The 25,853-nt window shown below is 66.7% G+C and carries 25 protein-coding genes; 12 read left to right on the plus strand and 13 right to left on the minus strand.

All coding sequences use genetic code 11. The features are described from left to right. Nucleotides 1-34: 34 nt before the first annotated feature. Nucleotides 35-646, plus strand: coding sequence for a nucleotidyltransferase family protein (locus BLT03_RS00545; protein WP_092739264.1), 612 nt, complete (start codon nucleotides 35-37; stop codon nucleotides 644-646). An 85-nt stretch (nucleotides 647-731) separates the two neighbouring features. On the opposite strand, the gene ygiD is transcribed toward BLT03_RS00545, so the two are convergent. Continuing rightward, nucleotides 732-1,592, minus strand: coding sequence for a 4,5-DOPA-extradiol-dioxygenase (gene ygiD / locus BLT03_RS00550; protein WP_175537618.1), 861 nt, complete (start codon nucleotides 1,590-1,592; stop codon nucleotides 732-734). A gap of 211 nt (nucleotides 1,593-1,803) precedes the next feature. Here ygiD and BLT03_RS00555 point away from each other — a divergent pair, with 211 nt between their 5' ends. The 4 genes from BLT03_RS00555 to BLT03_RS00570 all read left to right on the plus strand — a co-directional run bounded on the left by BLT03_RS00555 (nucleotide 1,804) and on the right by BLT03_RS00570 (nucleotide 6,800). After that, the gene (locus tag BLT03_RS00555; RefSeq protein ID WP_092739266.1) at nucleotides 1,804-2,685 is read left to right on the plus strand and encodes a CoA transferase; all 882 of its coding nucleotides are present in this window, start codon (nucleotides 1,804-1,806) and stop codon (nucleotides 2,683-2,685) included. A 3-nt stretch (nucleotides 2,686-2,688) separates the two neighbouring features. Then, nucleotides 2,689-3,438 (plus strand): DUF1294 domain-containing protein, encoded by a 750-nt coding sequence (locus BLT03_RS00560; RefSeq protein WP_092739268.1) that lies wholly within the window; start codon nucleotides 2,689-2,691, stop codon nucleotides 3,436-3,438. A gap of 171 nt (nucleotides 3,439-3,609) precedes the next feature. Further along, entirely contained in the window at nucleotides 3,610-4,026 is a 417-nt protein-coding gene (locus tag BLT03_RS00565) for a hypothetical protein (protein WP_092739270.1), read from the plus strand. A 191-nt stretch (nucleotides 4,027-4,217) separates the two neighbouring features. Beyond that, nucleotides 4,218-6,800 carry an EAL domain-containing protein gene (locus BLT03_RS00570; protein WP_245711177.1) on the plus strand — a complete coding sequence of 861 codons (2,583 nt, stop codon included), beginning with the start codon at nucleotides 4,218-4,220 and terminating at the stop codon, nucleotides 6,798-6,800. On the opposite strand, the gene BLT03_RS00575 is transcribed toward BLT03_RS00570, so the two are convergent. From BLT03_RS00575 to azu, 3 genes are all read right to left on the minus strand, one after another. Next, nucleotides 6,741-9,176: a YgiQ family radical SAM protein gene (locus BLT03_RS00575; protein WP_092739272.1), complete on the minus strand. Its 2,436-nt coding sequence runs from the start codon at nucleotides 9,174-9,176 to the stop codon at nucleotides 6,741-6,743. The genes BLT03_RS00570 and BLT03_RS00575 overlap by 60 nt on opposite strands. Before the next feature lie 169 nt (nucleotides 9,177-9,345). Then, on the minus strand, nucleotides 9,346-9,558 hold the full coding sequence (locus BLT03_RS00580) for a hypothetical protein (RefSeq protein WP_092739274.1): 213 nt from the start codon (nucleotides 9,556-9,558) through the stop codon (nucleotides 9,346-9,348). Nucleotides 9,559-9,665: 107 nt separating this feature from the next. Then, nucleotides 9,666-10,127, minus strand: a complete 462-nt coding sequence (azu, locus tag BLT03_RS00585) for an azurin (protein WP_092739276.1) — start codon at nucleotides 10,125-10,127, stop codon at nucleotides 9,666-9,668. Nucleotides 10,128-10,322: 195 nt separating this feature from the next. Between azu and BLT03_RS00590 the strand changes: the two genes are divergently transcribed. The 7 genes from BLT03_RS00590 (at nucleotide 10,323) to BLT03_RS00620 (ending at nucleotide 16,171) form a co-directional block, all read left to right on the plus strand. Then, the gene (locus tag BLT03_RS00590) at nucleotides 10,323-10,910 is read left to right on the plus strand and encodes an IMPACT family protein (protein WP_092739278.1); all 588 of its coding nucleotides are present in this window, start codon (nucleotides 10,323-10,325) and stop codon (nucleotides 10,908-10,910) included. Nucleotides 10,911-11,000: 90 nt separating this feature from the next. Then, a complete protein-coding gene (locus BLT03_RS00595) occupies nucleotides 11,001-12,413 on the plus strand; it encodes a dihydrolipoyl dehydrogenase (RefSeq protein WP_092739280.1) in 1,413 nt (470 codons plus the stop codon). Between the two features lie 104 nt (nucleotides 12,414-12,517). Then, nucleotides 12,518-12,733 carry a YjfB family protein gene (locus BLT03_RS00600; protein ID WP_092740019.1) on the plus strand — a complete coding sequence of 72 codons (216 nt, stop codon included), beginning with the start codon at nucleotides 12,518-12,520 and terminating at the stop codon, nucleotides 12,731-12,733. 145 nt (nucleotides 12,734-12,878) lie between these two features. Further along, on the plus strand, nucleotides 12,879-13,187 hold the full coding sequence (locus BLT03_RS00605) for a helix-turn-helix transcriptional regulator (protein WP_092739282.1): 309 nt from the start codon (nucleotides 12,879-12,881) through the stop codon (nucleotides 13,185-13,187). Between the two features lie 22 nt (nucleotides 13,188-13,209). After that, nucleotides 13,210-14,523: a type II toxin-antitoxin system HipA family toxin gene (locus BLT03_RS00610; RefSeq protein WP_092739284.1), complete on the plus strand. Its 1,314-nt coding sequence runs from the start codon at nucleotides 13,210-13,212 to the stop codon at nucleotides 14,521-14,523. Between the two features lie 140 nt (nucleotides 14,524-14,663). Next, entirely contained in the window at nucleotides 14,664-15,707 is a 1,044-nt protein-coding gene (locus tag BLT03_RS00615) for a phytanoyl-CoA dioxygenase family protein (protein ID WP_092739286.1), read from the plus strand. A 26-nt stretch (nucleotides 15,708-15,733) separates the two neighbouring features. Next, nucleotides 15,734-16,171 carry a cupin domain-containing protein gene (locus BLT03_RS00620; protein WP_092739288.1) on the plus strand — a complete coding sequence of 146 codons (438 nt, stop codon included), beginning with the start codon at nucleotides 15,734-15,736 and terminating at the stop codon, nucleotides 16,169-16,171. 18 nt (nucleotides 16,172-16,189) lie between these two features. Here BLT03_RS00620 and BLT03_RS00625 read toward each other — a convergent pair whose 3' ends face one another. The 9 genes from BLT03_RS00625 to BLT03_RS00665 all read right to left on the minus strand — a co-directional run bounded on the left by BLT03_RS00625 (nucleotide 16,190) and on the right by BLT03_RS00665 (nucleotide 25,831). After that, nucleotides 16,190-17,494, minus strand: coding sequence for a PQQ-dependent sugar dehydrogenase (locus BLT03_RS00625; RefSeq protein WP_245711201.1), 1,305 nt, complete (start codon nucleotides 17,492-17,494; stop codon nucleotides 16,190-16,192). A gap of 306 nt (nucleotides 17,495-17,800) precedes the next feature. Continuing rightward, on the minus strand, nucleotides 17,801-18,793 hold the full coding sequence (locus tag BLT03_RS00630) for a Bug family tripartite tricarboxylate transporter substrate binding protein (RefSeq protein ID WP_092739292.1): 993 nt from the start codon (nucleotides 18,791-18,793) through the stop codon (nucleotides 17,801-17,803). A gap of 28 nt (nucleotides 18,794-18,821) precedes the next feature. Then, on the minus strand, nucleotides 18,822-19,883 hold the full coding sequence (locus tag BLT03_RS00635) for an SMP-30/gluconolactonase/LRE family protein (RefSeq protein WP_092739295.1): 1,062 nt from the start codon (nucleotides 19,881-19,883) through the stop codon (nucleotides 18,822-18,824). 134 nt (nucleotides 19,884-20,017) lie between these two features. Beyond that, nucleotides 20,018-21,115, minus strand: a complete 1,098-nt coding sequence (locus BLT03_RS00640; RefSeq protein WP_092740021.1) for a lactonase family protein — start codon at nucleotides 21,113-21,115, stop codon at nucleotides 20,018-20,020. Nucleotides 21,116-21,138: 23 nt separating this feature from the next. Beyond that, nucleotides 21,139-22,434, minus strand: coding sequence for a TRAP transporter large permease (locus tag BLT03_RS00645; RefSeq protein WP_092739297.1), 1,296 nt, complete (start codon nucleotides 22,432-22,434; stop codon nucleotides 21,139-21,141). Between the two features lie 14 nt (nucleotides 22,435-22,448). After that, nucleotides 22,449-22,937, minus strand: coding sequence for a TRAP transporter small permease (locus BLT03_RS00650; protein WP_092739299.1), 489 nt, complete (start codon nucleotides 22,935-22,937; stop codon nucleotides 22,449-22,451). A 104-nt stretch (nucleotides 22,938-23,041) separates the two neighbouring features. Next, entirely contained in the window at nucleotides 23,042-24,013 is a 972-nt protein-coding gene (locus BLT03_RS00655) for a TRAP transporter substrate-binding protein (protein WP_092739301.1), read from the minus strand. A gap of 70 nt (nucleotides 24,014-24,083) precedes the next feature. Continuing rightward, complete coding sequence (locus BLT03_RS00660) at nucleotides 24,084-25,022, minus strand: SMP-30/gluconolactonase/LRE family protein (protein WP_092739303.1); 939 nt, start codon at nucleotides 25,020-25,022, stop codon at nucleotides 24,084-24,086. After that, entirely contained in the window at nucleotides 25,019-25,831 is an 813-nt protein-coding gene (locus tag BLT03_RS00665; RefSeq protein ID WP_092739305.1) for an NAD-dependent epimerase/dehydratase family protein, read from the minus strand. Before BLT03_RS00665 ends, BLT03_RS00660 begins: the two co-directional genes overlap by 4 nt. Nucleotides 25,832-25,853 lie beyond the last annotated feature (22 nt).

Below are 25,853 nucleotides of genomic sequence, written 5' to 3' on the forward strand. Positions count from 1 at the left end.
ACGGTTTTCGATGCCTTGGGCCCGCGAGACGTGAATGGATGACCCATTGAATCCCGGTGCGGCGTTGCAGCGCCGCTTCGTGAGCGAAACGCTCCAGAACCCGTACAACGCGGCCATTCTGGAGCGTTTGCCGCTTCTGGCATTGCCCGATGCGTGGCTGGTGGCGGGCTGCCTGTTCCAGACAGTGTGGAACCTGCAGGCAGGCTTGCCGCCCACGGCCCACATCAAGGACTACGACCTGTTCTATTTCGACGCCTCGGATCTTTCCGAGCCCGCTGAGCAACAGGTGCAGGCACGGGTGACCGCCCTCTTCGCGGATCTGCCGATCACCGTGGAAGCCAAGAACCAAGCCCGCGTGCACGTCTGGTACGAGCAGTGGTTCGGCCACCCCTACAGCGAACTGCGGTCATCCCGCCATGGCATCGAGCGATTTCTGGTGCCCTGCACCTGCGTGGGACTGCAGCCCGGCGCCACGGACGAGACGCCGGTCCTTCATGCCCCGTACGGGCTGGAGGAACTGTATGCCGGCATCCTGCGGCCCAATCCACAGTGCCCGCATCTGCCGCTCTTCCAGGCCAAGGCACAGAGCTACCGCGACCGCTGGAACTGGCTCGTGATTCAAGAGGCGACAGGCAAGCCTGCCTGAGCCGCGCTGGCGATCATTGGTCCTGGAGGCCTCCAGCGCATATAAAACGCCGGTGAGTAGCTATAAAAATAATAGCAAACTGCCGCTACCCCCACAACACCGAGCGCATCGAGATAGAGGCCGACTGGTAGCCGGTGTTGAAGAACCTCGGCATTTCGCGGGCGTCGACCGCGGCGGCGGCGTACAGCAGCGGCAGGTAGTGCTCGTGGCTCGGGTGGGCTTGCTGCGCGAGCGGCCCCAGCCGCTGAAAGTGCTGAAGCGCATCCAGATCGCCCTGCTTGATCTGGTTTTGCACCACCGTGTCGAACTCCGTCGCCCAGTCGTATGCCTCGTGGGGCGCGGTGCCGCGGCGGGTCACCCGCAGGTTGTGCACGATATTGCCGCTGCCCACGATGAGCACGCCGCGCTCGCGCAGCGCGCGCAACTGGCGCCCCAGCGCATAGTGCTCGGCCGGCGGGCGGCTGTAGTCCATGCTGAGCTGCAGCACGGGAATGTCGGCGGCCGGAAGCATCGGCTTCAGCACGGACCAGGCCCCGTGGTCGAGCCCCCACTCGCTCGCATCCACCGCCAACGGCTTGCCGGTGACCGGCGATTTCAGCTCGCCCGCCAGTCGAGCGGCAACCACCGGTGCGCCCGGCGCCGGGTATTGCTGGTCGAACAATGCTTGCGGAAAGCCGCCGAAGTCGTGAATCGTGCGGGGCGACGCCATGCCGGTGATCTGCCAACCACCCCGCGTCAGCCAGTGCGCGGAGATACAAAGGATCAACTGCGGCGGTGTGCCTCGCGCCCGCAGTTCGGTGCCCATGGACTGCCAGGCGCGGCGCCACTCGTTGTCTTCGATGGCGTTCATCGGGCTTCCGTGGCCGACGAACAGCACCGGCATGCGGGGCGACGGCTTGAGCGATTGCAGCCCGTTGGCCTTGGCAGCGCTGGACAAAGGGCTCATGAAGACTCCTGGAAGGCTGGCCAAACCCGCCAGGGCGGCCACGGACGTTCTGCGCTGCATACGGAAGTGAAGGTGTTTAATTTTGTATAACCGCACAGACGGAGCAGCACCGCGGTGCGAAGTTCCTGCGGATCGCCGCGCGATCAGCCCTGCTGGCTTGCGCATTGTTTCATCCCTTCATCGACCGTCCTTACCTTTTCATTCGCCGCCCATGACGTCTTCGAATCTGCTGCCCCTGCGGGGTGTGCGCATCCTGAGCCTGGCTTTGAACCTGCCGGGTCCCGCCGCCCTGCTGCGCTGCCAGCGTCTGGGAGCCGCGTGCACCAAGCTCGAACCGCTGCCCCCGGAAGGCCACGTCAGCGCGGACCCGATGGCGCTGTACAGCCCGCCGGCCTACGCGGCGATGCACGAACAGGTCCGGGTGCTGCAGGCGCATCTCAAGACAGACGACGGCCAGGCCCTGCTGCAGGCCGAATTGGAGCGCGCCGATGTGCTCATCACTTCCTTTCGCCCCTCGGCGCTGGCCAAGCTCGGGCTGAGCTGGGAGGCGCTGCAGGCGCGCTACCCGCAGTTGTCGATGGTGCGCATCGTCGGCGCGCCCGGCGCCCGCGCCGAAGAGCCCGGGCATGACCTCACCTATCTGGCGGACGTGGGCTTGGTCACCGGCACCGCCCTGCCCCCGACCCTCTACGCCGACATGGGCGGTGCGCTGATGGCCAGCGAAGCGGTGTTGCAAGTGCAACTGGCGCGCGCCGCGTCGGGCCAGGGCGCCTGCATCGACATCGCCTTGTCGGACGCCGCGGCGTGGCTTGCCCAGCCGCGCGACTGGGGCCTGACCCTGCCCGCTGGCGACGTGGGCGGTGCGCATGCGGGCTATCGCGTCTATGCGTACGTGGACGGGCGGGTGGCGGTGGCGGCGCTGGAGCCGCATTTCTTCGCGCGACTGATTTCGGCGGCCGGCCTGCCCCCTGGCACCGACCCTCGGTTGCCAGACACCCATGCAGGCATCGCGGCGTTTTTGCAAAAACAGACCCGTGCCGCACTCGACAGCCTCGCCGTGCGCGAGGACGTTCCTCTGCACACGCTGGACTGACCCGTGCAGAAGCAAGGCACGGTCCTGCGCTGGGACGCCACGCGCGGTTTTGGCTTCATCCGCAGCGGCGACACCGGCGTTGATGTGTTCTTCCACGCGCGCGACCTGCAAGGTTTTGCAGTGCCCACGGCCGGCATGGCCGTCGTGTACGAGGAGATTCACGTGGGCGGCAAAGGGCCGCGGGCCATGGCCGTGCGTGCCGCGGCTTCGACGGCGCAGCCACGTGCGCGGCCCGATCTGCCGCGCGCCCCCTCGCAGCCATCGTCCGGTCACAGGCCATCGCAGGCCAGGGCCGGCAAGCCATCCCAAGAGGGCCCGCGCCGTGACACAGGCCGCCGCACGCCAACCGCTTCTGGCCGCCCGCGCACCGCGGAAAGACCCGCACCTCGGGGCGGAACACTGGCTTTGATGCTGATGGCCGGATGGCTCGCCCTGCTGGCGTGGGGCGCGTGGTCGCACCGGCTGCCGATGTGGTGGCTCGGGGCCCTGGCCGGCCTCAATCTGGTCACATTCGCCGTGTATGCGACCGACAAGGCCGCGGCGCAGAACGGCGGGCGGCGCACCAGCGAAAAGCGCCTGCACCTGCTGGCCGTGCTGGGCGGTTGGCCGGCCGCGTGGTGGGCGCAGCAATGGCTGCGGCACAAGTCGAGCAAGGCATCGTTCCGCTCTGCGTACTGGGGCACGGTGGTTGTGCACTGCGTTGCGCTGGTGGCCGTGCTTTTCTGGCAAGGCGCCCTGTTGCTACACTTTTAATAGCAATACACCGCCGTATTGATTGCGCTGGAGGCCTTTTTGATCAATGACCTGGCTGAGCCGCACTTGATCGACTGGGATGCGTCCGACACCCCGGCCTAGCCCTGCCCTACAGCGCGGCCACCAGGGCAAAGGCCCAATGGGCGCTGAATCCACAGCGAGAGGAAATCCATGAAGCCCTTCGTCCTCGACCCGGACATGACGTCCTCGGCCGGAACCTTCTACCCCACCGGCTATGTCTTCGCCCTCTTCCCCGACGAGGCCCACGCGAGGGATGCCGCCGAGGCGCTTTCGGCCAGCGGCGAGCGCAGCGACATCGCCCACGCCACGCCCGATGCGATCCTTCAGCACATCGTGCGCACGCTGGGCAATGCCGACACCCCATTGCCCTCGGTGGGCGCCGAAGGCGTCATCGTGCGCCGCATCTCGGACCTGGCCTCCGCCGGGCACCACGGCCTGCTGGTGAAGGCCGGCGACGATGACGATGCCGAAACCCTGCAGGCGGCTCTGGAGCCGCACGGCGCCGAAGCCGCGTTCTACTACCGCCGGCTCATCATCGAAGACCTGATCCCGCAACCCATCCCTTGAGACTCGGCCGATGCGGGGGCGCCCTGCCCCCGCGCCGCACGGCGTTCGGGGGTTTGGCCGCATTGGCCTTTGCCGCCCCTGCCGATATAGTGCGGCCATGGCCTGTCTTCCCGCTTCGTCTGCCGGATGCTTTCCCTGCGCAGAGGTAGCGCCTGCTGCGGCCATTCTCCGGCGGCTCACCTTCAGCCGCCATGCCGGCCCCCGGTGACCGCATGGATGCGCCGCGCACACCGCAAGGTCCACGTCGGCGCCCCTGGACGTCCGGCCTCACCGGGCCTTTCATCGCCATCCTGATCCTTCAGGCCATCGTGGCCTCCGGCAGCCTGTACGTGCTGTCCACGGTGCGTGCCTTCGTGGCTGGCGAAAGCCAATGGACCAAGGGCCAGAAAGACGCCATCCACCATCTCGGCCAGTACGTGGCCGCCGGCGAGGGCCGGATGTACGAGCAGTTCCACCAGGCGCTGCAGATCCCCATGGCCGACCGCGAGGCGCGCCTGATGATCGAAGCGCCGGACCCTGATCTGGCAGGCGCCCGCGACGCTTTTCTGCGCGGCGGCAACCACCCCAGCGACGTCACCGGGCTGATCTGGATGCTGCACCTGTTTCGCGACTACGAAGTCCTGCGCGAGCCGATCCAGCACTGGATGCAGGGCGACGAATACCTGCTGCGGCTGGACGCACTGTCGCGCGAGATCCGCGCGGGCTACATGGCCGGCGGGGTCACGCCGGAGATGGCGCAGCGCTGGCAGCGGCAGGTGGACGAGATCGACGTGGGCGTGACGCCGGCGGCCACCGATTTCAGCGCATCCATGGGGGAAAGCTCGCGGCGCATCATGGGCTGGCTGCTGTGGCTGAACGTGGCCACGGTCGCCGCGCTGATCGCGCTCACGGTGGCCCACACACGCCAGCTGATGGGCCAGCGCCGGCAGGTCGAGGCCACGCTGGAGGCCGAGCGTGAGCAGGCGCGCACCACGCTGGCCGCCATCGGCGACGGCATCGTCACCACGGATTTGCACGGCAACGTGCGCTACATGAACCCCGCAGCGGAAAGCCTGCTGGCCCGCACCCGCGAAGCCAGCATCGGCATGCCCCTGGCCGAACTGCTGCACGTCGGCCAGCGCGAACTGCAGAGCGATGGCGATGGCAGCGATGGCATTGGCGGCGCACTCGCCGGTGTGCCCGCCAGCCTGCAAAGCACCGCACAGCTGCTGGAGCGCGCACTGCACGGCAGCTCGGCACAACACGACGAGCGCCCGCACCGCATCGTGCGGCCCGACGCCAGCACCGTGCCCGTCACGCTGGTGGGCTCGCCGCTGATGAACCAGGGGCAGCTGGCCGGCGCCGTGCTGGTGCTGCACGACGTGACGCGCGAGCAGCAATACCTGGAGCAACTCGCCTGGCAGGCCAGCCACGACACGCTGACCGGACTGGTGAACCGCCGTGAGTTCGAGCGCCGGCTCGCACAGCTGCTGGCGCGGCCCCGGTCGTCCGAAGTGGCCGGCGCGCTGCTGTACATCGATCTGGACCAGTTCAAGGTGATCAACGACACCTGCGGCCACCCGGCGGGCGACGAGATGCTGCTCGAGGTCTGCCGCATGCTGCAGCGGGGCCTGCGCGAAGGCGACACGCTGGCGCGGCTGGGCGGCGACGAGTTCGGCGTGCTGCTGCAGGGCTGCCCGCCGCAGGTGGCCGAGCAGATCGCCGAGCAGATTCGCCACCACGCGCAGGAACTGCGGCTGGCCTGGGGCCCACGCACGCTGCGCACGGGCCTGAGCATCGGCCTGGTGCACCTGACGGCCGACCTCACCAGCCTGCAGGAGGTGCTGCGCGTGGCGGACATGGCCTGCTACGGCGCCAAGGAGCGTGGGCGCAACACGGTGTATGTCTACCAGTCGCAAGACGCCGCGATGTCGCGCCACCTGGACGACATGCACTGGGTGCAGCGCATCCGGCAGGCGCTGGAGCAAAACCGCTTTCAGCTGTACATGCAGGAGATCGCCCCGCTGCGAACGCCGGCCGATGGCAGCCTGCATGTGGAAGTACTTCTACGGATGCAAGGCGACGGCGGACAGGCCATCTCGCCCGGGGAGTTCGTGCCGGCGGCGGAGCGGTTCGGCCTGGCGCAGGCGCTGGACCGCTGGGTGGTCGAGCACACGTTCGCCGCGCTGGCGGCGCGCCGGCTGCAGCCGGACGCCAGGCCCATCACGCTGTGTGCCATCAACCTGTCCGGCATGAGCGTGGGCGACGAGAGCCTGCTGGCCTATCTGCGCGAGCAGATGGCCTACCACCGCGTGCCGGCCGACCAGCTGTGCTTCGAGGTGACCGAAACCGCCGCCATCGCCTACCTGCCCAACGCCATTCACCTGATTCGCGAACTGAAGCAGCAAGGCTGCCACTTCGCGCTGGACGATTTCGGCTCGGGCATGTCGTCGTTCACGTACCTGCGCCACCTGCCCGTGGACTATTTGAAGATCGACGGTGCATTGGTGCGCGACATGCTGGAAGACCCCGCCAATCGCGCCATGGTGGAGATGATCAACCACATCGGCCACGTGATGGGCAAGCGGACGATCGCCGAGTTCGCCGAAACCCCGGCCATCCTGGAAGGCTTGCGTGCCATGGGCGTGGACTACGCCCAGGGCCACGCCATCGCCCGGCCGGAACCCATGCCGCATGCGCCGCCCCCATTGCCTGGGGACGAGCCGCCAGAGCGGTCAGCGCCCCTTTCGGAACGCTTTGCCGGACGGGACCCCGCCGGTGGGCTTGCCGGCTAGGCCAGCGCGCGGAGGCAGGCCGGTGTGCTGGGTCAGCATGCGGCCGGCCACGGGTTGTGCCGCCTTGGCCACCGTGCCCTTGCCGGGCACGATCTTGCGGGATGCCGCCGCCACAGGAGCGACGGTGCTGTTCTTGCGGCGCGCGCTCTGGTAGCTGCCATCCGTCATCGGCTGGAACGTCGGGATCAGGTGATGCTTGCCATTGCCGATGAGGTCGGCGCGCCCCATGGCCTTCAGCGCATCGCGCAGCAGCGGCCAGTTGTTGGGATCGTGGTAACGCAGGAAAGCCTTGTGCAGGCGCCGGCGCTTGTCGCCGCGCACGATGTCCACCGTCTCGCTGTCGCGCGTGATCTTGCGCAGCGGGTTCTTGTTGCTGTGGTACATGGCCGTGGCCGTGGCCATCGGGCTCGGGTAGAAGGTCTGCACCTGGTCGGCGCGGAAACCGTTCTTCTTGAGCCAGATGGCGAGGTGCATCATGTCCTCGTCGCTGGTGCCCGGATGCGCGGCAATGAAGTACGGGATCAGAAACTGCTTCTTGCCCGCCTCTTCGCTGAACTTCTCGAACATCTGCTTGAACTTGTCATAGCTGCCGATGCCCGGCTTCATCATCTTGGTGAGCGGGCCCTGCTCGGTGTGCTCGGGCGCGATCTTGAGGTAGCCGCCCACGTGGTGCTGCACCAGTTCTTTCACATATTCGGGCGACTTCACGGCCAGGTCGTAGCGCAGTCCCGAGCCGATCAGGATCTTCTTGATGCCCTTGAGCGCACGGCCGCGGCGGTAGATCTTGATCAGCGGGCCGTGGTCGGTGGTGAGGTTCTGGCAGATGCCGGGGTACACGCAACTGGGCTTGCGGCAGGCGGCCTCGATCTCGGGGCTCTTGCAGCCCAGGCGGTACATGTTGGCGGTGGGCCCGCCCAGGTCGGAGATGGTGCCGGTGAAGCCGCTCACCTTGTCGCGGATGTCCTCGATCTCCTGAATGATCGAATCCTCCGAGCGGCTCTGGATGATGCGGCCCTCGTGCTCGGTGATCGAGCAGAAGGTACAGCCGCCGAAGCAGCCGCGCATGATGTTCACGCTGAAACGAATCATTTCCCACGCGGGGATCTTGGTCGCGCCGTCGTGGCTGCCGTTCTCGTCGGCATAGCTTGGGTGCGGTCCGCGGGCGTAGTGCAGGTCGAACACGTAGTCCATCTCGGCCGTGGTGAGCGGGATGGGCGGCGGGTTGATCCACACGTCGCGTGCCGTCACGCCTTCGCCGTGGGCCTGCACCAGGGCGCGGGCGTTGCCGGGGTTGGTTTCCAGGTGCAGCACACGGTTGGCGTGGGCATACAGCACCGGGTCGCTCCGAACCTGCTCGTAGCTGGGCAGCCGGATCACGCTGCGATCGCGCGGCGGTACCTTGAGCTTGGCCTTGAGGGCCGGGTTCGCCACGAACAGCATGGGCTGGATGGCGGGGTTGGCCTCGACAGCAGACCTTGAGCCATTTTGGCCGCCAGCGCCAGTGTCACCTGCGGTGGCAGCTATCGAATCAGGAGCATCTTCCTTGCTGCAGGTCGTGCCTTGCGCGGCGGCCTGCTCGCTGGTCGTCATGTAGGGGTTGACGTGCGCCTCGACGCGGCCGGGCTCATCCACGCTGGTGGAGTCGATCTCGAACCAGCCCTGGCCGGTCTCGTCGTCGGGCCGGCGGACGAACGCGGTGCCGCGCACGTCGGTGATCTGCTCCACCGGCTCGCGGGCGGCCAGGCGGTGGGCCACCTCGACCAGCGCACGCTCAGCATTGCCGTACAGCAGCAGATCGCATTTGGCGTCCACCACGATGGAGCGGCGTACCTTGTCGCTCCAGTAGTCGTAGTGGGCGATGCGGCGCAGGCTGCCTTCGATGCCGCCCAGGATGATGGGCACATCTTTGTAGGCTTCGCGACAGCGCTGGCTGTACACGATGGCCGCGCGGTCGGGGCGCTTGCCGCCCACGTCGCCGGGGGTGTAGGCGTCGTCGCTGCGGATCTTCCGGTCGGCGGTGTACCGGTTGATCATCGAATCCATATTGCCGGCCGTCACGCCCCAGAACAGGTTCGGGCGGCCCAGCGCCTTGAAGGCGTCGGCGCTCTGCCAGTCGGGCTGAGCGATGATGCCCACGCGAAAGCCCTGCGCCTCCAGCGTGCGGCCGATCACCGCCATGCCGAAGCTGGGGTGGTCCACATAGGCATCGCCGGTGACGAGGATCACGTCGCAGCTGTCCCAGCCGAGGCGCTCCATCTCGGTGCGGCTCATGGGCAGGAACGGGGCCGTGCCGAAGCGTTTCGCCCAATACGGGCGATAGCTGGTCAGCGGCTTCGCGGCGCGCGCGAAAAAAGAAACGTCAACGGGGGCGTTCATGGAAGGCAGGGCGTGGGGGAGCCGCGATTTTAGGCGCTCGGGCCTTCCATGTCGAAAAAAGGGCCAAGGCTTGCCCGGCCCGCGACCGTATTTCCTCCGAGGGCGGCGTCTTCAAGTGCGGTGCTGTCCGCTATGACAGCCCGCCTTTTGCACTCATCCCCTGCCCGCCTCACCACTCTCCGGAAGCCCGCACGCGCTGGTCCAGATCCGGGGCCGGAGGGTCGCCATAGGGAGAGTGCAACTCCAGGCCCCACGCAGGGCCCGCCAGTTGCCAGGCGCCCTCACCGCGGGGTGTCAGGTCGATGCCGTCGGTGGCGGGCGGCAAGGCCATGGCGTTCAGAACGTGGGTCAGCGCGGCGGCAAGCATGGCGGTTCCTTTCATGCACGGGGTACCGCCAGCGTATGGCAGCGGCATGACGGTTTCGCGTCAGGCACGGCTTCAAACTCGGCCAACCTGCAGCCGCTTGCCGGGTGTTGCTTATTGGCTATTTATTTGGCCAGCGTCAGCGTGCCCTTCATCAGCGCGGAGTGGCCGGGGAACGAGCAGAAGTAGGCATACGACTCGCCGGCTTTGAGCGCCTGGGTGGAAAACGTCACCGAATCGCTCTCGCCGCCGCCCACGATCTTGGTGTGCGCGATCACGCGGGCATCGCCATCCTTCACGTAGTTCTTGGCAACCCCGGCGGCGATCCCGTCCGTGGCCACGGGCTGCAGGTCGGCAGCTTTGGTCAGCACCCAGTTGTGGCCCATGGCGGTCTTGGGCAGCTTGCCCACGTGCTTGAGCTTGACGGTGAACTGCTTGCAGCTTTGTGGCACGGCGAGCGTCGCTTTGTTGAATTGCATCGCATCGTTGCCCTCGATTTCGGCCGTGCAGTCAGCGGCCCAGGTGGGGCCGGATGCCAGCACCAGAGCGAGTGCGGCGAATTTCAGGCGGTTTGTGGCGATGGCCATGGTTTTTCTCCTTAAAAATTTGGACTTGAGCCCGTAATGGCTCGATGGATGGAAGCGTACGCAGGGCTTGCCGCCCAGGCCTTGAGGTGCGTCAAGCGTTTGCGAATGCACCAGACCATCGGCGCCACTTCTCTTGGCAAACGGGCCGCCTGCGTACCGGGCGAGGTGCGTGCGTGCAGTAAGCTCCGTCGCCCCATGCCCAGCACCGTGCGAAACCCCGTCCACAGCGAACTCGTCATCAAGAAGAGCCGTTTCATCGGCTGCGTGCAGCCCATGGCCGACCGTGCCTCGGCCCAGGCGACGGTCGACGCGATGTGGAAGGCGCACCCGGGCGCAGCCCACATCTGCTGGGCCTTGCTGGCGGGTGGCCAATCGGCTGCGGTGGACGACGGCGAGCCCGGCGGCACGGCCGGCAGGCCGATGCTGGAGGTGCTGCGCCACCAGGATCTGGAAGGCGTGCTGGCCACGGTGGTGCGCTACTTCGGGGGCGTCAAGCTGGGTGCGGGAGGATTGGTCCGGGCCTATACCGACGCCATCGCGCAGGCCTTGCTGCAGGCGGACAAGGTGCCGCTGCAGCGCATGGTGGCACTGCGTTGCGAGGTGCCCTACGCGCTGGAGGGCCTGGTCCGCCGCGAGATCGACGCTGCGGGCGCCACGCTGGGCGAGGTCGCACACGGGTCGCAAGTCACCCTGCAAATTCAGCTGCCGCAGCCGGCGGCTGAGGGGTTCGTGCAACGGCTGAACGATGCCTGCCAGGGGCGCATCGGCTGGACCGCTCCCTAGCTGCTCAGCCGAAAGTGCCCTGCACCTACAGCCCCTGCCGTCCGGCGCGGGGGACACTCGGGCCTTCCCAATAGCCGAGGAGACCGACCCATGAGCCAACCCCTGGACGCCATCATCATCGGCGCAGGATCGGCCGGACTGGCTGCATTGCGCGAAGTGCGCAAGCGCACCGACCGTGTACTGATCGTCAACGACGGGCCCTGGGGCACCACTTGCGCACGCGTGGGCTGCATGCCTTCCAAGATGCTGATCGAGGCAGCCAATGCCTACCACCGCCGGCTTGCGTTCGAGACCTTCGGCATTCGCGGCAAGGATGGCCTCACGGTCGATATGCCGGCCGTTCTGCGGCGGGTGCGTGCATTGCGCGACGACTTCGTAGCGGGCACCGAGAAGGCTTCGGCGGTCGGCAAGCAAGGCATTTCGGGCCGTGCGCGACTGCAGGGCCCGAACACGGTGGAGGTCGGCGGCCAGACCTACGAGGCGCGCAGCATCATCATCGCCACCGGTTCCCGGCCCATCATTCCGGAAGAATGGCTGGCCTTCGGCGATCGCATTCTGACCACCGACACCCTGTTCGAGCAACCCACGCTGGGACCGCGCATCGCCGTCATCGGGCTGGGGCCCCTGGGCGCCGAACTGGCGCAGGCGCTTTCGCGGCTGGGGGTGGAAGTGGCGGCGTTTTCGACCGGCCCGTCCCTGGCAGGCGTGTCCGACCCCGACATCAACGAAACGCTGCAGGCGCTCTTGAAAGAAGAGTTCGTCGTCAACGTGGGCGACGAGGCCCGACTGCGCGAAGTGCCCGGCGGGATCGAAGTGAGCAACGGCAGTGCAACGGTGGTCGTGGACCAGGTGCTTGCTGCCCTGGGCCGGCGCCCCAACCTCGAACACCTGGGCCTGGACACGCTGGGCGTGGAGCTGGACGAGCATGGCAAGCCGCCCGTGGATGCGCGCAGCATGCAGATCGGCAACCTGCCCGTGTTCATGGCCGGCGACGCCGACGACCGCCGGCCTCTCTTGCACGAAGCCTCGGACGAAGGGCATATCGCCGCCCTGAATGCGGTCGCGGCCGAGCCGCAGGGCTTTCGCCGGCGCACGCCCCTTTCCATCGTGTTCACCCAGCCGAATGCGGCGGTGGTCGGCAGCCGCTGGAAGGACTTGAAAAAAGGCGACTTCGTGACCGGTTCGGTGGACTTTTCCCGCCAGGGCCGCGCGCGTGCCGCTCAGCACAACCACGGGCGCCTGAAGGTCTATGCGGAGCAAGGCACCGGCCGGATCCTGGGTGCGGAAATGTGCGCGCCCAGCGGCGAGCACATGGCGCATTTGATGGCGCTCGCCATCGACCGGTCGCTCACCGTGCAGGACATGCTGCGCATGCCGTTCTACCACCCGGTCCTGGAAGAAGGTCTGCGCACGGCGCTGCGCGATGCGGCGTCGCACCTGCCCCGGGCCAGCGATTCGGACCTGTCCGCCTGCTCCGCCTATGGAGCCAGCGCGCTCGATTGAAGATACTCAGCAGCCCCGGGCTTCAGTTCCGGGCTCGGCTGCCGAAAAGAAGGGATCTTTTCCCTCACCCCGCCCCGCCCTTGGGGGCCTTGCAGGAGCTTTCCATGGATGTCTCGCTTTCCCAGTCCGTCGTCAACACCGCCACGGCCATGGCCAGCCAGAAGAACTCCGATGCGCTGAACATCCGGGTGCTGAAAAAAGCCCTGGATACGCAAGAAGCCTCGGCCGCCCTGCTGATCGACTCCATGAAGCAGTCGATGCCTCAGCCGGGCCTGGCGACCTCCGGTGCTCTGGGCACCCAGGTCAACACCTTCGCTTGAGGTTCTTCGCCCGAAGGGGCGAAAACGGCGGTTTCGGAGCGATACAGACGGAACCGCTAACCGCCTGAGCGGTGAAAAATTCGATCCATCGAAATAAATGATACTTAAAATATACTTTTTCTTAAAAAAGAGTATAAATAAGATCATGAACAACGATCTGATCCAGAGTCTGGCACTTGCCCGCAAAGCCGGCCATCTCACGCAGGCCCAGTTGGCGGAACAGGCCGGCCTGTCGCGCATGACCGTGCAGCGCACGGAAGCTGGCGACCTGGACCCCCGCTATTCGACCCTGGCCGAAATGGCACGGGTTCTGGGCATGGACATCATCGCCGTCCCCAGCAGCCTGCGGCCCAGCCTGCAGGCCTTCATCCAGGCGGGCGGCAAATTCCTGGGGCAACCCGAGGGCGTGGATGCCCCCCCCTCGGTCATCGACCGCCTTCGCACAGAGAGTTGACGTGCTGACCGGCTGAGCCGCCATGAGCACATCCATCCGCTACCTGCGCCTGTACCTGCACCGCCCGGCGAGCCAAGGCGGTGGCCGCCTGCCGATCGGCTACCTGTCCCAATACGGGGACATCCTGCGGGTGTCGTTCGACGAAAGCTACATCGACGACCCCGGGCGCCCCACCCTTTCGCTCAGCTACCGCGGCGATACCGAAGCCGCCACACGGCAGATCCTGGCCTCGGCGCGCGACAGCCGGCTGGTGCGCACCGATGGACGCTGGCCGGTGTACTTTCAGAATCTGCTGCCCGAAGGGCATAACCGCGAGCGCCTGGCCCGGGAGCGCCGCTGCAGCCCGGACGACGAGTTCGAACTGCTGGCCGCCGCCGGCCGCGACCTGATGGGGGCGCTGGAAGTCGAACCCGTGCCCGCGCAGGAAGGCGTGCCCGACGTGGTCCGCCATTGGCACACCACCCAGGGTCTGGATGTGCTGGAGCCCGGCTTCGTCGAATACCCGGTGGAAGACGCAGCGTCCCTGCCCGGCGTGGTCACCAAATTCAGCGCTGTCCAGGAAGGCCGGCGCTACCGCGTGCAGCGCAAGGGCGCCGCCGGCAGCGTGATCCTGAAACTGCCCACCACCGCCCACCCCGACCTGGTGGCAAACGAATATGCCGGCTACCAGTTGTGCAAAGCGCTGGGACTGCACTGCGCCGAGGCGAGCATCGTCACCCGTGCCGATGCCGAACTGCCGGAAGCCGTGCCATTCGACGACATCCTGGCCGTGCAGCGCTTCGATCACCTGCCCGGTGGCGAGCGGGTGCACATGGAGGAATTCAACCAGGTGCTCGGCTACGCACCGCGGCAGAAGTACGGCAAGGGCATCGTCCAGGACTACGCCACCATGCTGCGCGTGCTCGACCGCCTGAGCCACCAACCGGTCCAGGACACCCGCGAATTCCTGTCCCGCATGCTCGCCTTCATCCTGATGGGCAACACCGACGCGCACCTGAAGAACTGGGCGCTCGTCTATCCGGACGGGCACGCACCCCAACTGGCGCCGCTGTACGACCCCGTCTGCGTGGCCGCTTTCTTCGAAGGCACGCCCGAAAACCAATACGCGGTGAACCGGGCCATCGACCGCACGCTGCGGGCTTTCTCGTGGGACGACATGGAGGCATTGATCAAGTCCGCAGGCCTGCTGCGGGCACCCCGCCACCTGGCGCTGCTGCGCGAACAAGTACAGCTGGCGAAGCGCGAATGGCCGAAGCATCTGCTGCAGGCACCACCCGCCATGCAGCGTGCGGTACACGAGCGCCTGGCCGGCGGCGTGGCCCTGGCGCACGCCTGAAAGTCGTCGGTCCAGTTTCGTCCTCCGACCTCGGGATTGAACGGTTGGATGGCGCGGCAGTGCCTGATAAAAAGGAAAGCGCTAAAAACGTCCCACGCCATTCGGCGTTTCCCCTCTTTCGCTCTGTCGACCATCACAGCATGTCGCTTCCCACCCTGACCTCCACCGATTCTCTCTGCGACGCCTCGGAACGCGGCGCCCTGCAGGTGCCCTATCTCAAGCGCTGCTGGTCCCGTTGGATGGCGGCGCGAGCGGGCCGCAATGTCGATGGCGATAACGAGTCGCACCGCACGCAGATCGTGCTCGGCGCCCTCGGCGTGGGCCTGGAGCAAACGATGCAGTACGCGCTGCGCGAGGCCCCGGATTTCGCCACTTTCGAAGAGTGGATCGTGCGCACGGCCGGCCAGCCCGATGCCAGCACGGTCGCCCGCATCCAGGCCCTGGTGGACGGCGGCCCGGTACCGGAAACCGTCGCGCAACTGCACGCGCAGATCGATGCCGCAGCGCCGGTGCTCGATGCCGACGACCTGGCCTTCTGGGACGAGCACGGATTCGTCGTCGTGCGCCAGGCAGTGGCTGCCGCCGACAGCGCCGCAGCCGCGCAGGCCGTCTGGGACAGCGTGGGCGCGTTGCCGCAGGAGGTGGAGTCCTGGTATGCCAAGGCGCCGCGCAACATCATGGTTCAGCGCTTCCAGCACCCGGCTTTCGAGCGCAACCGTCGGTCGCTGCGCATTCACAAAGCGTTTGCGCAGTTGTGGGGCACGGCCGACCTGTGGCGCACCACCGACCGCTGCGGCTTCAACGTGCCCGAGCGTCCGGGCCACCCGTATGGCGGGCAAGGCCTGCACTGGGACGTGAGCCTCGCGCAGCCCATTCCGTTCAGCACGCAGGGCATCCTGTACCTGACCGATACCCCGCCCGAACAAGGCGCGCTCACCGTCGTGCCGGGCTTTCACCGCACGGTGGGCGACTGGCTGGCCAGCCTGCCGCCCGGCGAAGACCCGCGCCGCCAGGACTTCTCGGCGCTGGGCGCACGGCCCATCGGTGCGGGTGCGGGTGACCTGGTCATCTGGCACCAAGCCCTGCCCCACGGGGCCAGCCCGAACCGCGGCACCCTGCCCCGGCTGGTGCAGTACATCAACATGTTCCCAGCCGAACTGACGATCCACCCCAACTGGCGTTGACCGCACGCCAAAGGAGACGAACCGCGATGGACACCACCACCCGCACCGACATCGACACCACGGGTCCCCCCGCCCATCCCGCAACGGCCTTCGTCGCCACGCACGCGGCCGACGCCACGTTCGAGCGCGGCCTGCGTTCGTTCTTCGAGTACCGGGACCTCGGCATTCAGCAAGCCACCGGCGGCCAGGTGGTGGCGCATGTGATCCGTTCCGCCGCGGGCGCCGAGTTTTCGAGCCAGCCGCATCGGCACCACACCACGTTCCAACTGGTCTACATCCTCAAAGGCTGGATCGAATTCGAGTACGAGGGCCAGGGCGCCGTGCGGCTGGAGGCGGGTTCGTGCGTTTATCAGCCGCCCGGCATCCGCCACCGTGAACTGGGCCACAGCGAGGACATCGAGATGCTGGAAGTCGTCATGCCCGGCACGTTCCAGACCGATCTGGTGGATTCGGTGGATGGCTGATGCCGAACGGGTGCACCGTTATTTCGCGGCCTGCGCGCTCACCCGCCAGACGGTGTTGCCCACATCGTCGGCCACCAGCAATCCACCGCGCTGATCGACCGCAACGCCCACCGGGCGCCCGTAGGCATCGCCGTCCTGGCTGAGGAATCCGGTCAGCACATCGACCGGCATGCCCTTGGGCTGGCCGTTGTCGAACGGCACGAAGACCACCTTGTAGCCGCTGCGCGGCTTGCGGTTCCACGAGCCGTGCAGGCCGACGAAGGCGCCGTTCGCGAGTTGCGGCGGCAAACCCTTGCCGGTCGCCGATGGCGGGCCCGTGAAGACCAGCCCCAACGGCGCCACATGGCTTCCGAGCGCGTAGTCGGGCACCACGGCTTTCGCCACCTTCTCCGGCTGGGGCGGCTGCACGCGCACGTCGACGTGCTGGCCGTAGTAGCTGTAGGGCCAGCCGTAGAAGGCGCCGTCTTTCACCGAGGTGAGGTAATCGGGCACGAGATCGCTGCCGATCTCATCGCGCTCGTTCACCACCGTCCACAACGCGCCGGTGCCTGGTGCCCAGCCCATGCCGTTGGGGTTGCGCAGGCCGCTGGCGAAGATACGGTGGGCGCCGCTCGCACGGTCCACCTCCCAGATCGCGGCGCGGCCTTCTTCGGCTTCGATGCCGTTTTCCGCCACGTTGCTGTTGGAGCCGACCGTGACGTAGAGCTTGCGCCCGTCCGGACTGGCGATAAGGTTCTTCGTCCAGTGGTGGTTGAACGGCAGGCCCGGCAGGTCCACCACCTTCGTGGCTGCGGTGGTGATGGCCGTCTGGCCCGCGGTGTACGGAAAGCGCACCACTGCGTCGGTGTTGGCCACGTAGAAATCGTTGCCCACCAGCGCCATGCCAAATGGCGAATGCAGCCCCTGCAGGAAGACGCTGCGCGTTTCCGCCACGCCATCGCCGTCGGTATCGCGCAGCAAGGTGATGCGGTCGGCCGACGGCGCGCCAGAGCCTGCGCGGCCCATGACCTTGCCCATGACCCAGTTGCGCACGTTCTTCACGAGCCCCTGGTCTTCCTTGGGTTTGGCGGGCGTGTTGCTCTCCGCCACCAGCACATCGCCATTGGGCAGCACGTACACCCAGCGCGGGTGGTCCAGTCCCTTCGCCAGCGCGGTGACCTGCGTGCCGGCCATGGGCGTGGGCAACATGCCGTCGGGCCAGCCCTTGGCCGGCGCGATGTGAACGGTGGGGATCAAGGTTTTGTTGGGCTCGGGCAGCGTGGGCGACGCGCCGATGCCGGCTTCGGGCGGCAATTGCGCCGTGTCTCCGCAACCCGCCAGCATGGCAGCCAGGGCGCAGCCCAGAGCCACGGCGGACCAGCGGGGCACCGAAGATGCGGCGCGCGCGGAGTTGAATGAGCGTGGTGCATGCATGGGGAACCTGCCTTTATGCCGAGCTGGATGCGCTGGCTGTGATGGGAACGTCGTGGCGGCGCGCCGCGATGCCGGCAGTGTGCAGCGCGAGCGTGGCCGCCCCTGTCAGCCAGAAACGCAAATGCGCAGGCTGGGTACTACCCGGCCTGCGCATTCATGGAACAAAGCCACCAGACCACCGCCGCTAACTTACGGCGGATGGCCCTCGATCCGTCCTCAATCCACCTTGATGTCTGCCGCCTTGATGACCTGCGCCCACTTGGCCACTTCGGCCTTCTGGAAGGTGGAGATCTGCGCGGTCGTCATGTCGGCAGGCTCCATGCCGAAGCTCTTGAGGCGGGTCTGCATGTCAGGCTGCGCCAGGATCTTGCGAATCTCGTTGTGCAGGCGCGTGACGACGGGCTCCGGCGTGCCGGCGGGCACGAAGATGGCCTGCCACGATTGCACTTCGAAGTCGTTCAGGCCCTTGATGCCCGATTCGGCCACCGTCGGCACGTCGGGCATCGAGCCCAGGCGCTTGGCCGAGGTGACGGCGATGGCGCGCAGCTTGCCGCTCTGGATGTGCGGCCCAGCCACCACGGTGGTGTCGAACATCATGTCCACCTGGCCGCTGATCACGTCCTGAATGGCCGGGCCGCTGCCCTTGTAGGGCACATGGGTGAACTTGACGCCCGACTTGTAGGCCAGCAGTTCCAGCGCCAGATGCTGCGAGGTGCCGGTGCCGGCAGACGCCGATGACAGGCCGCCCGACTTGGTGCGGGCCGCCTCCAGCACGTCCTTCAAGGTTTTGTAGGGGCTGCTTGCGGCGACGACCAGCACCACCGGGTTGGTGCCGATGAGCGTCACCGGCGCGAACGACTTCACAGGGTCGTAGCCCAGCTTGGGGTACAGGCTCACATTGATGGCGTGCGAGCTGATGGTGCCGCCCAGCAGCGTGTAGCCGTCCGGTGCCGCACGCGCCGCGATTTCCGAGCCGACGCTGCCGCCTGCACCCCCCTTGTTGTCCACCACCACCGTGGTGCCCAGGGCCGTGCCCAGTTGCTGGCTGATGAGCCGGCCGAGCGTGTCAGTGGTGCCACCTGCTGCGAACGGCACGAGGTACGTGATCGTCTTGCCGGTGGGCCAGCCGCCCTGCGCGAAGGCGGGCAGGCCGATGGCACTGCCAGCGGCCGCAGCGGCTGCGACGGCGATGAAGGTTCTACGTTGCATGTGCGTTGTCTCCTGTGGTTTTGAAAAACTAGACCGCGCCACGCGTTTCCACGTAGAGCGAATAAATCGAATGGCTGCTGGCCATGAACAGCCGGTTGCGCTTGGGGCCGCCGAAGACGAGGTTCGGGCAACGCTCGGGCAGGCGGATATGGCCGATGGCCTTGCCCGCAGGGTTGAACACCATCACGCCGTCCAGGTCGGCCGCCACCGAATCGGCGGCGCCAGTGCTGCCCCAGCCGCACCACAGGTTGCCGTCTTCGTCCACCTTGAATCCGTCCAGCGCGCCAGCGCCGCCCTCGATCAGCACGGTGGGATTGGCCAGCCCCTGGCGGGCCGTGACGTCGTAGCGCACCACCTGGCGGCGGCCTTCGGCCGTGCGGGCCACCAGGTAGAGCTGCTTTTCGTCCGGCGTGAAGGCCAGCCCGTTCGGAAAGCGCGCCTCCAGCACCCTGTCCAGCCGACCTGACGGGTCGATGCGGTACAGGGCATGCGGCAGTTCGGAGACCGCTTTTTCGCCCTCCCAGTGGCCGCCGATGCCGAACGGCGGATCGGTGAACCAGACCGAGCCGTCGCTCGGGCAAACGATGTCGTTGGGCGAGTTCAACCGCTTGCCTTCGAACCGGTCGGCCAGCACGGTGATGCTGCCGTCGTATTCCGTGCGGGTCACGCGGCGGGTCAGGTGCTCGCAGGCGAGCAGCCGGCCCTGGCGGTCACGGCCCAGGCCGTTGGAGAAATTGGAGGGCTGGCGGAACACGCCGGTCTGACCGGTGGCCTCGTCCCAGCGCAGGATGCGGTTGTTGGGAATGTCGGAAAACAGCAGATAGCGCCCATCGCCGAACCACACCGGGCCTTCGACCCAGCGAAAACCGGTGGCGATCTGCTCCACGCTGCTGCTGAACAGGCGGTACTTGGCGAACGACGGGTCCAGCACCTGCACCGACGGATCGGGATACCGCTGCTGCGGCTTGAAATCGAACGACTGCGCCTGCGCCAGCCCGGTGGCCGTGGCGGCCAGTGCCCCGGCCATGAAGCGGCGGCGCGATGCGGGGGACTGAAGCCCGGCAATGTGTTTCGGTTTTTCCATGTCCATGGATTTGTCTCCGGTAGTGATCTTGTTTTTTTCCACGTTGGCCAGCCAGGGTCACGAGCGTGGCCGTGTCGCGACCGTTTGGCTCGCAGCGTGCACTACGCGCCCTGAAAAGGCGGCAGTGCAACGCTCGTCACTCAGGGCAGATCAACGATCTCGACCCAGTTCGGGTTCTTGCCCGCCGTCACGCGCGTGGGGGTGCCCGGAATGCCTGTTGCCGGGTCGATGGGATGCAGCGACACGCTGTGGGAGTCTTGCCCGGCCGCGATCAGGAAGCGCCCCGAAGAATCGATGGCGAAGCCACGAGGCGTCTTTTCGGTTGGCACCTGGCCCAGTGGCTCCAGTTGCCCCGTAGCCGCATCGACGCGGAAGGTGGACAGCGTGCTGGAGGTGCGCTCCGAGGCATAGAGCGTGCGGCCGTCGGGCGACAGGTGCAGGTCGGCCGCCCACGGCTTGCCGGCGAAGCCCGGCGGCAATGTGGTGGTGCGCTGCACTTCGCGCAGGGTGCCGCGCTCGGCGTCGTAGTCGAGCACATGCAGGCCCGCATCGAGCTCGTCCAGCACGTACATGTGGCGCTGCGCCTTGTCCCAGACGAAGTGGCGCGGACCGGCCTTTTCGGGCGCGATGGCGGTCAGCGCCGGCTCGTTGGCGGTGAGCTTGCCGGTGGCGGCGTCGAAGCGCCAGCTAGAGAGGTGGTCGCCGCCCAGGCTGGTGGCGAAGACGTAGCGGTTGGCCGCGTCGGCATGGATGGCGTGCGCGTTGGGCGCCGTGGGAATGAGCTGCTGCACCGCACCCACCACCCCGTCCTTGTCGATGCTGTTGACGGTGATCTTGTGCCCCGGGTACGAGGCCGCGAACAGCCAGCGGCCCGTGCCATCGGTGTCGATGTTGGCCATGCTGTCGGCCAGCGGCGCTTCGCCCAGCTTTTTCAAGCGGCCGCTGGCCGGGTCGATGCCCAGCGTCACCACCCGAAAGGGCTGCGAGCGCAGGGCCACGTACAACTGGCGCTTGTTGGGCGACACGGCCATGGGCATGGCCTGCCCGCCCACTGGCAGGGTCTCCACCGGCTGAAGCCGGGCCGCGGCGCGGTCCAGCTCGAACACCGATACGTCCTGGCTGTCGGCGTTCGACACATAGACCCAGGTGGCCGCAGAGGCCGCGCCGCTGGCGGCCAGGAGCGCCGCGCCTGCCAGAGGCGCAAGGCGCACCCAACGCTGAAACGATGAACGGACCATCATGGATCGCACTCCTGTTTGGGTCACTTGACCACCATGAACATGCTGGGCAGCCAGGTCGAGAACGCAGGCACGAAGGTCACCAGCGCCAGCGCGAAGATCAGCGCGCCGTAGAACGGCCAGATGGTGCGCATCACCGTGCCCACCGACACCCCGCCGATCGCGCAGCCCACGAACTGGGTCGTACCCACGGGCGGTGTGTTCAGGCCGAGCGCGCAGTTGATCAGCATCACGATGCCGAACTGCACCGAGCTCATGCCGTAGTGCTGCGCGATGGGCAGGAAGATCGGCGTGCACAGCAAGATGGTGGCGGCCATGTCGAGGAACGTGCCGAGCACGAACAGGATGATGTTGATCAGCAGGAAGATCACCCACGGCGTGCTGGTCACCTGCGACAGCATCTGGCCCGTGAGCTCGGCCACGCCGTACAGGCTGATCAGGTAGCCGAAGGTGCTGGAGATGCCGATCAGCAGCAGGATCACGCCGGTGGTGCGAACCGCCTTGGACGCCGCCTTGATGAAGTGCTCCCACTTCAGCGTGCGGTACAGGAACACCGTGAGGGCGAGCGCGTACAGCACGGCCACGGCGGCCGATTCGGTCGCGGTGAAGATGCCCGAGAGAATCCCGCCCAGGATCAGCACGACGATGAACAGTCCTGGCAGCGCCGCGGCGAACGAGCGCCCCACGATCTGCCAGCCGGGGAACGTGCCGGCCGGGTAGCCGCGCTTCACGGCCACGAAGTACGCCGCCGCCAGGTTGCTGATGGTGAGCACCAGCGCAGGAACCAGCGCCGCGAGGATCAGCGCCGCGATCGACACTTTGCCGCCCGCTGCCAGCGAATAGATGATGAGGTTGTGGCTGGTGGGCATGAGCGCCCCGACCAGCGCCGCGTGCGTCGTCACGTTGACGGCGTAGTCGGCGTGGTAGCCCTCTTTCTTCATCATCGGAATCATCACGGCGCCCATGGCCGACACGTCGGCCACCGGGGAGCCCGAAACACCGCCGAACAGCGTGCAGGCCACCACGTTGGACATGCCCAGCCCGCCGCGCACGTGGCCCACCAGGTTGCGCGCGAAGGCGACGATGCGGTCCGCGATGCCGCCATACAGCATCAGCTCGCCCGCGAAGATAAAGAACGGGATGGCCAGGAACGAGAAAATGCCCATGCCCGAGGTCATCTGCTGAAAGCCGACCTCCAGGGGCAGGCCTTCGTACAGAAGGGTGGCCAGGGCCGACAGGCCGATGGAAAACGCCACGGGCACGCCCAGCAGCAGGAACAGCGTGAACGACACGCTCAGGATCAAAAGTGGCACGGTCATGATGTCTTCTCTTCTCAGCCCCAGGCGGGTTCGACTTCGCGGCCCTGGGCCAGCGCGATGATGTGTTCGATCGAGAACATCACGATCAGGACCCCGGCGATCGAGGCCGGCACGTATTTCCAACCTTCGGAGATCCACAGCGTGGGCAGCCGGTAGTCCCAGACCGATTCCGCGAGCGACGCGCAGCTGTAGGCCATCACGGCACCGAACACGAGCACCAGCACGTGGATGAGGTATTCCATCTTCAGGCGCAGCCAGTCGGGCGCCAGCACCAGAAACGATTCGAGGCCGATGTGGCCCGCGTCACGCACGCCCACCGCCACGCCGAACATGGTGACGTAGATCACCAGCAGCAGGGCCAGGCTTTCCGCCCAGGTGGGGGTGTTGTTGAGCACATAGCGGCCGAACACCTGCCAGCTCACGGCGCAGATCACTGCGACCAAGCCGAAGATGCCCAGCCACATGCAGACACGGGCAAGCGTGCGGCAAATTTGGGTATACATGTTGTTATGAGAGAAAAAGGCCCCTGGCGCAATATCCACCAGGGCACCATGCTATTAATTTAAGAGCAAAAAAAGCCCACTTCAGGAAGTGGGCAGTGGAGGGCTTATTGGGTGTCCTGAACGCGCTTGACCAGGTCCTTGAGCTTGGCGTCCGGAATGAACTTGTCATACACGGGCTTCATCGCGGCCTGGAAGGCGGCCTTGTCGATTTCGATGATCTCGGCACCGCCGGCCTTCACCGTCGCCAGCGACTTGATCTCGCGCTCGGCCCACTGCTTGCGCATGTAAGGCACCGATTCCTTGGCGGCCTGGCGGATCCAGCCTTGCTCTTCGGGCGACAGGCGGTCCCACGCGCGCTTGGAATACAGCAGCATTTCGGGCGCCATCGAGTGCTCGGTCTTGGTGTAGTACTTGGCCACTTCGAAAGAGCGCGAGCTTTCGTAGGTGGGGTAGTTGTTCTCGGCGGCGTCGATCAGGCCGGTCTTGAGGCCGGTGTACACCTCGCCCATCGGCATCGGGGTGGCGTTTGCGCCCATGGCTTCAAGCATCGACACCCACAGGTCGGACTGCTGCACGCGCACTTTCAGGCCCTTCATGTCGGCGAAGGTGCGCACGGGGCGCTTGGCAGTGAACATCGAGCGGGCGCCGCTGTCGTAATAGGCCAGGCCCACGAAGCCCTGCTTTTCGCACGCCTTCAGGATCTCTTCACCGATGGGGCCGTCCAGCACCTTGTGCAGATGCTCGACCGAGCGGAACAGGAACGGCATCGTGGGCACCACGGTCTCGGGGCAGATGTTGTTCATCGCGCCGATGTTGATGCGCACCATCTGCAGCGCGCCGATCTTGGCCTGCTCGATGGTGTCCTTCTCGCTGCCCAGGGCGCCGTTGTTGAATACCTTGATCGTGTGCTTGCCGCCGGACAGGGCCTTCAGCCGCTCGCCCATGAACTTGACCGCCGTCACGGTGGGGTAGTCGTCGGGGTGGATGTCCGCGGAGCGCAACTCAGTGGCCTGCGCGGCGCCGAAGCTCAGCGTCAGCGCGGCCAGGGCCGCCAGGGTGGTCTTGATGAATTTCATTTGTCTGCCTCGTCTCTTTTGCTGTTGGAAATACGTCTGGGGGAGAAAACGATGAGGAGCCGCGCCGAACTCAAGCGTGGGGAATCCATTCTGGCTCGGGCATCCCTTGCGTGCCGGGGCGCAATGCGAACAGACCGCCGGCCAAAGGCTGGTCCGACAGGTCCACGCCGCCAGGGCGGATGGAGGTCACGTACAGGGTGTCCAGTTGCGGGCCGCCGAAGGCGCACATGGCGGGTTTTTTCACCGGCACCGCCAGAGAGCGGTCCAGCCGGCCATCGGGCGTGAAGCGGTGCACCAGGCCCGCGTCATTTCCGCAGATCCAGTAGCCGCCATCCACGTCGATCGCCGCGCCATCGGGGCGGCCGGGCAGCGGGTTCATGTCGGCGAACAGGCGGTGGTTGCTCGGCGTGCCGGTGTCGGTGTCGTAATCGAAGGCCCAGATCGCCTGCACCTGGGGGTGCGAGTCCGACAGGTACATGGTGCGGCCGTCGGGGCTGAAGGCGATGCCGTTGGGCACGATCAGCTCGCCCAGGCCCAGGTCGGTACCTGCGCCATCGGCCATTTCCTCGGCACCGAAGCGGTACACCTTGCCCACTCGGGCGGCAGCGCCCATGTCTTGCAGCATGGTGCCGGCGATGAAGCGGCCCTGGCGGTCGCAACGGCCGTCGTTGAAGCGCATGCCCGGCCGGGCGTGGTCGGCGGTGGCGAGGCGCCGGGCCTGCAGCGCGCCCGAAGCGGCACCGTCTTGCGGCAAATCCAGTTGGAACCAGCCGTTTTCCAGGCCCGCGATCCAGCGGCCGGATTGGCCGGCTGCGGGAGCGATGCAGGCAATCATTTCGGGCGCCTTCCACTGCGCCTGTTCGCCGGACTGCGCCGACCAGCGGTGCAGCACGCCCTGTGGAATGTCGGCCCAGTACAGCGCCTGCTCCGCGGGGCGCCATACCGGGCTCTCGCCCGTGGCGCAGCGCGCGTCCAGCACCAGTTCTGCGCTGGCTTCCATGGCACTCATCCTTCGAAAGGGCCTTGGGCCGTGAAAGCCCCGCCCTGGTAGATGGCGGCTGGATCGGTCGGGGCCGGTGCGGGCTGCGCCTCGACCTTGGCACGGAAGGGTTCCGAGCTGTCCTTGGGCTGAAAGTCCAGGTGCGCGGCCACGTGGTTGTCCCACCAGAGATCGCGATTGGCAGATGCGCCATAGACCACGGTATGGCCCACGTCCGGGGTGAACAATGCCTTTTCGACGAGTTGCGTAAGGTCGTCGTAGCTCAGCCACGAACTCATCATGCGGCGATCGCGCGGCTCGGGGAACGACGAGCCAATGCGCAGGCTCACGGTTTCGATGCCGTAGCGGTCGAAATAGAAGCTTGCCATGTCTTCGCCGAACGACTTGGACAGGCCGTAATACCCGTCGGGCCGGCGGCGTGCGTTGGCGTCGATGCGCTCGTCCTGGCGATAGAAGCCGGTCACGTGGTTGGAACTGGCGAACACCACGCGCTTCACACCGTGGCAGCGGGCGCCTTCGTAGATGTGGAACACGCCCTTGATGTTGGCTTCCAGAATCTGCTCGAAAGGCCGCTCGACCGAAACACCGCCCAGGTGCACGATGGCATCGCAGCCAGCCACCAAAGCATCCACGGCTGATTTGTCGGCCAGATCGCAGGGCACCACTTCTTCGTCAGGGCCGCGTGCGGGCGCCAGTGCCGAAATATCGGACAGGCGCAGCACCTCGGCATAGGGGCGGAGCCTCTCGCGAAGCACCTGGCCGAGGCCGCCTGCGGCGCCGGTCAAAAGAAGACGGGGTAAACGGGACGGCTGGCTCATGAAGCTCCTCTGGCTAGTATTT

The sequence above is a fragment of the Paracidovorax valerianellae genome (assembly GCF_900102625.1).
Lineage (GTDB): Bacteria > Pseudomonadota > Gammaproteobacteria > Burkholderiales > Burkholderiaceae_C > Paracidovorax > Paracidovorax valerianellae.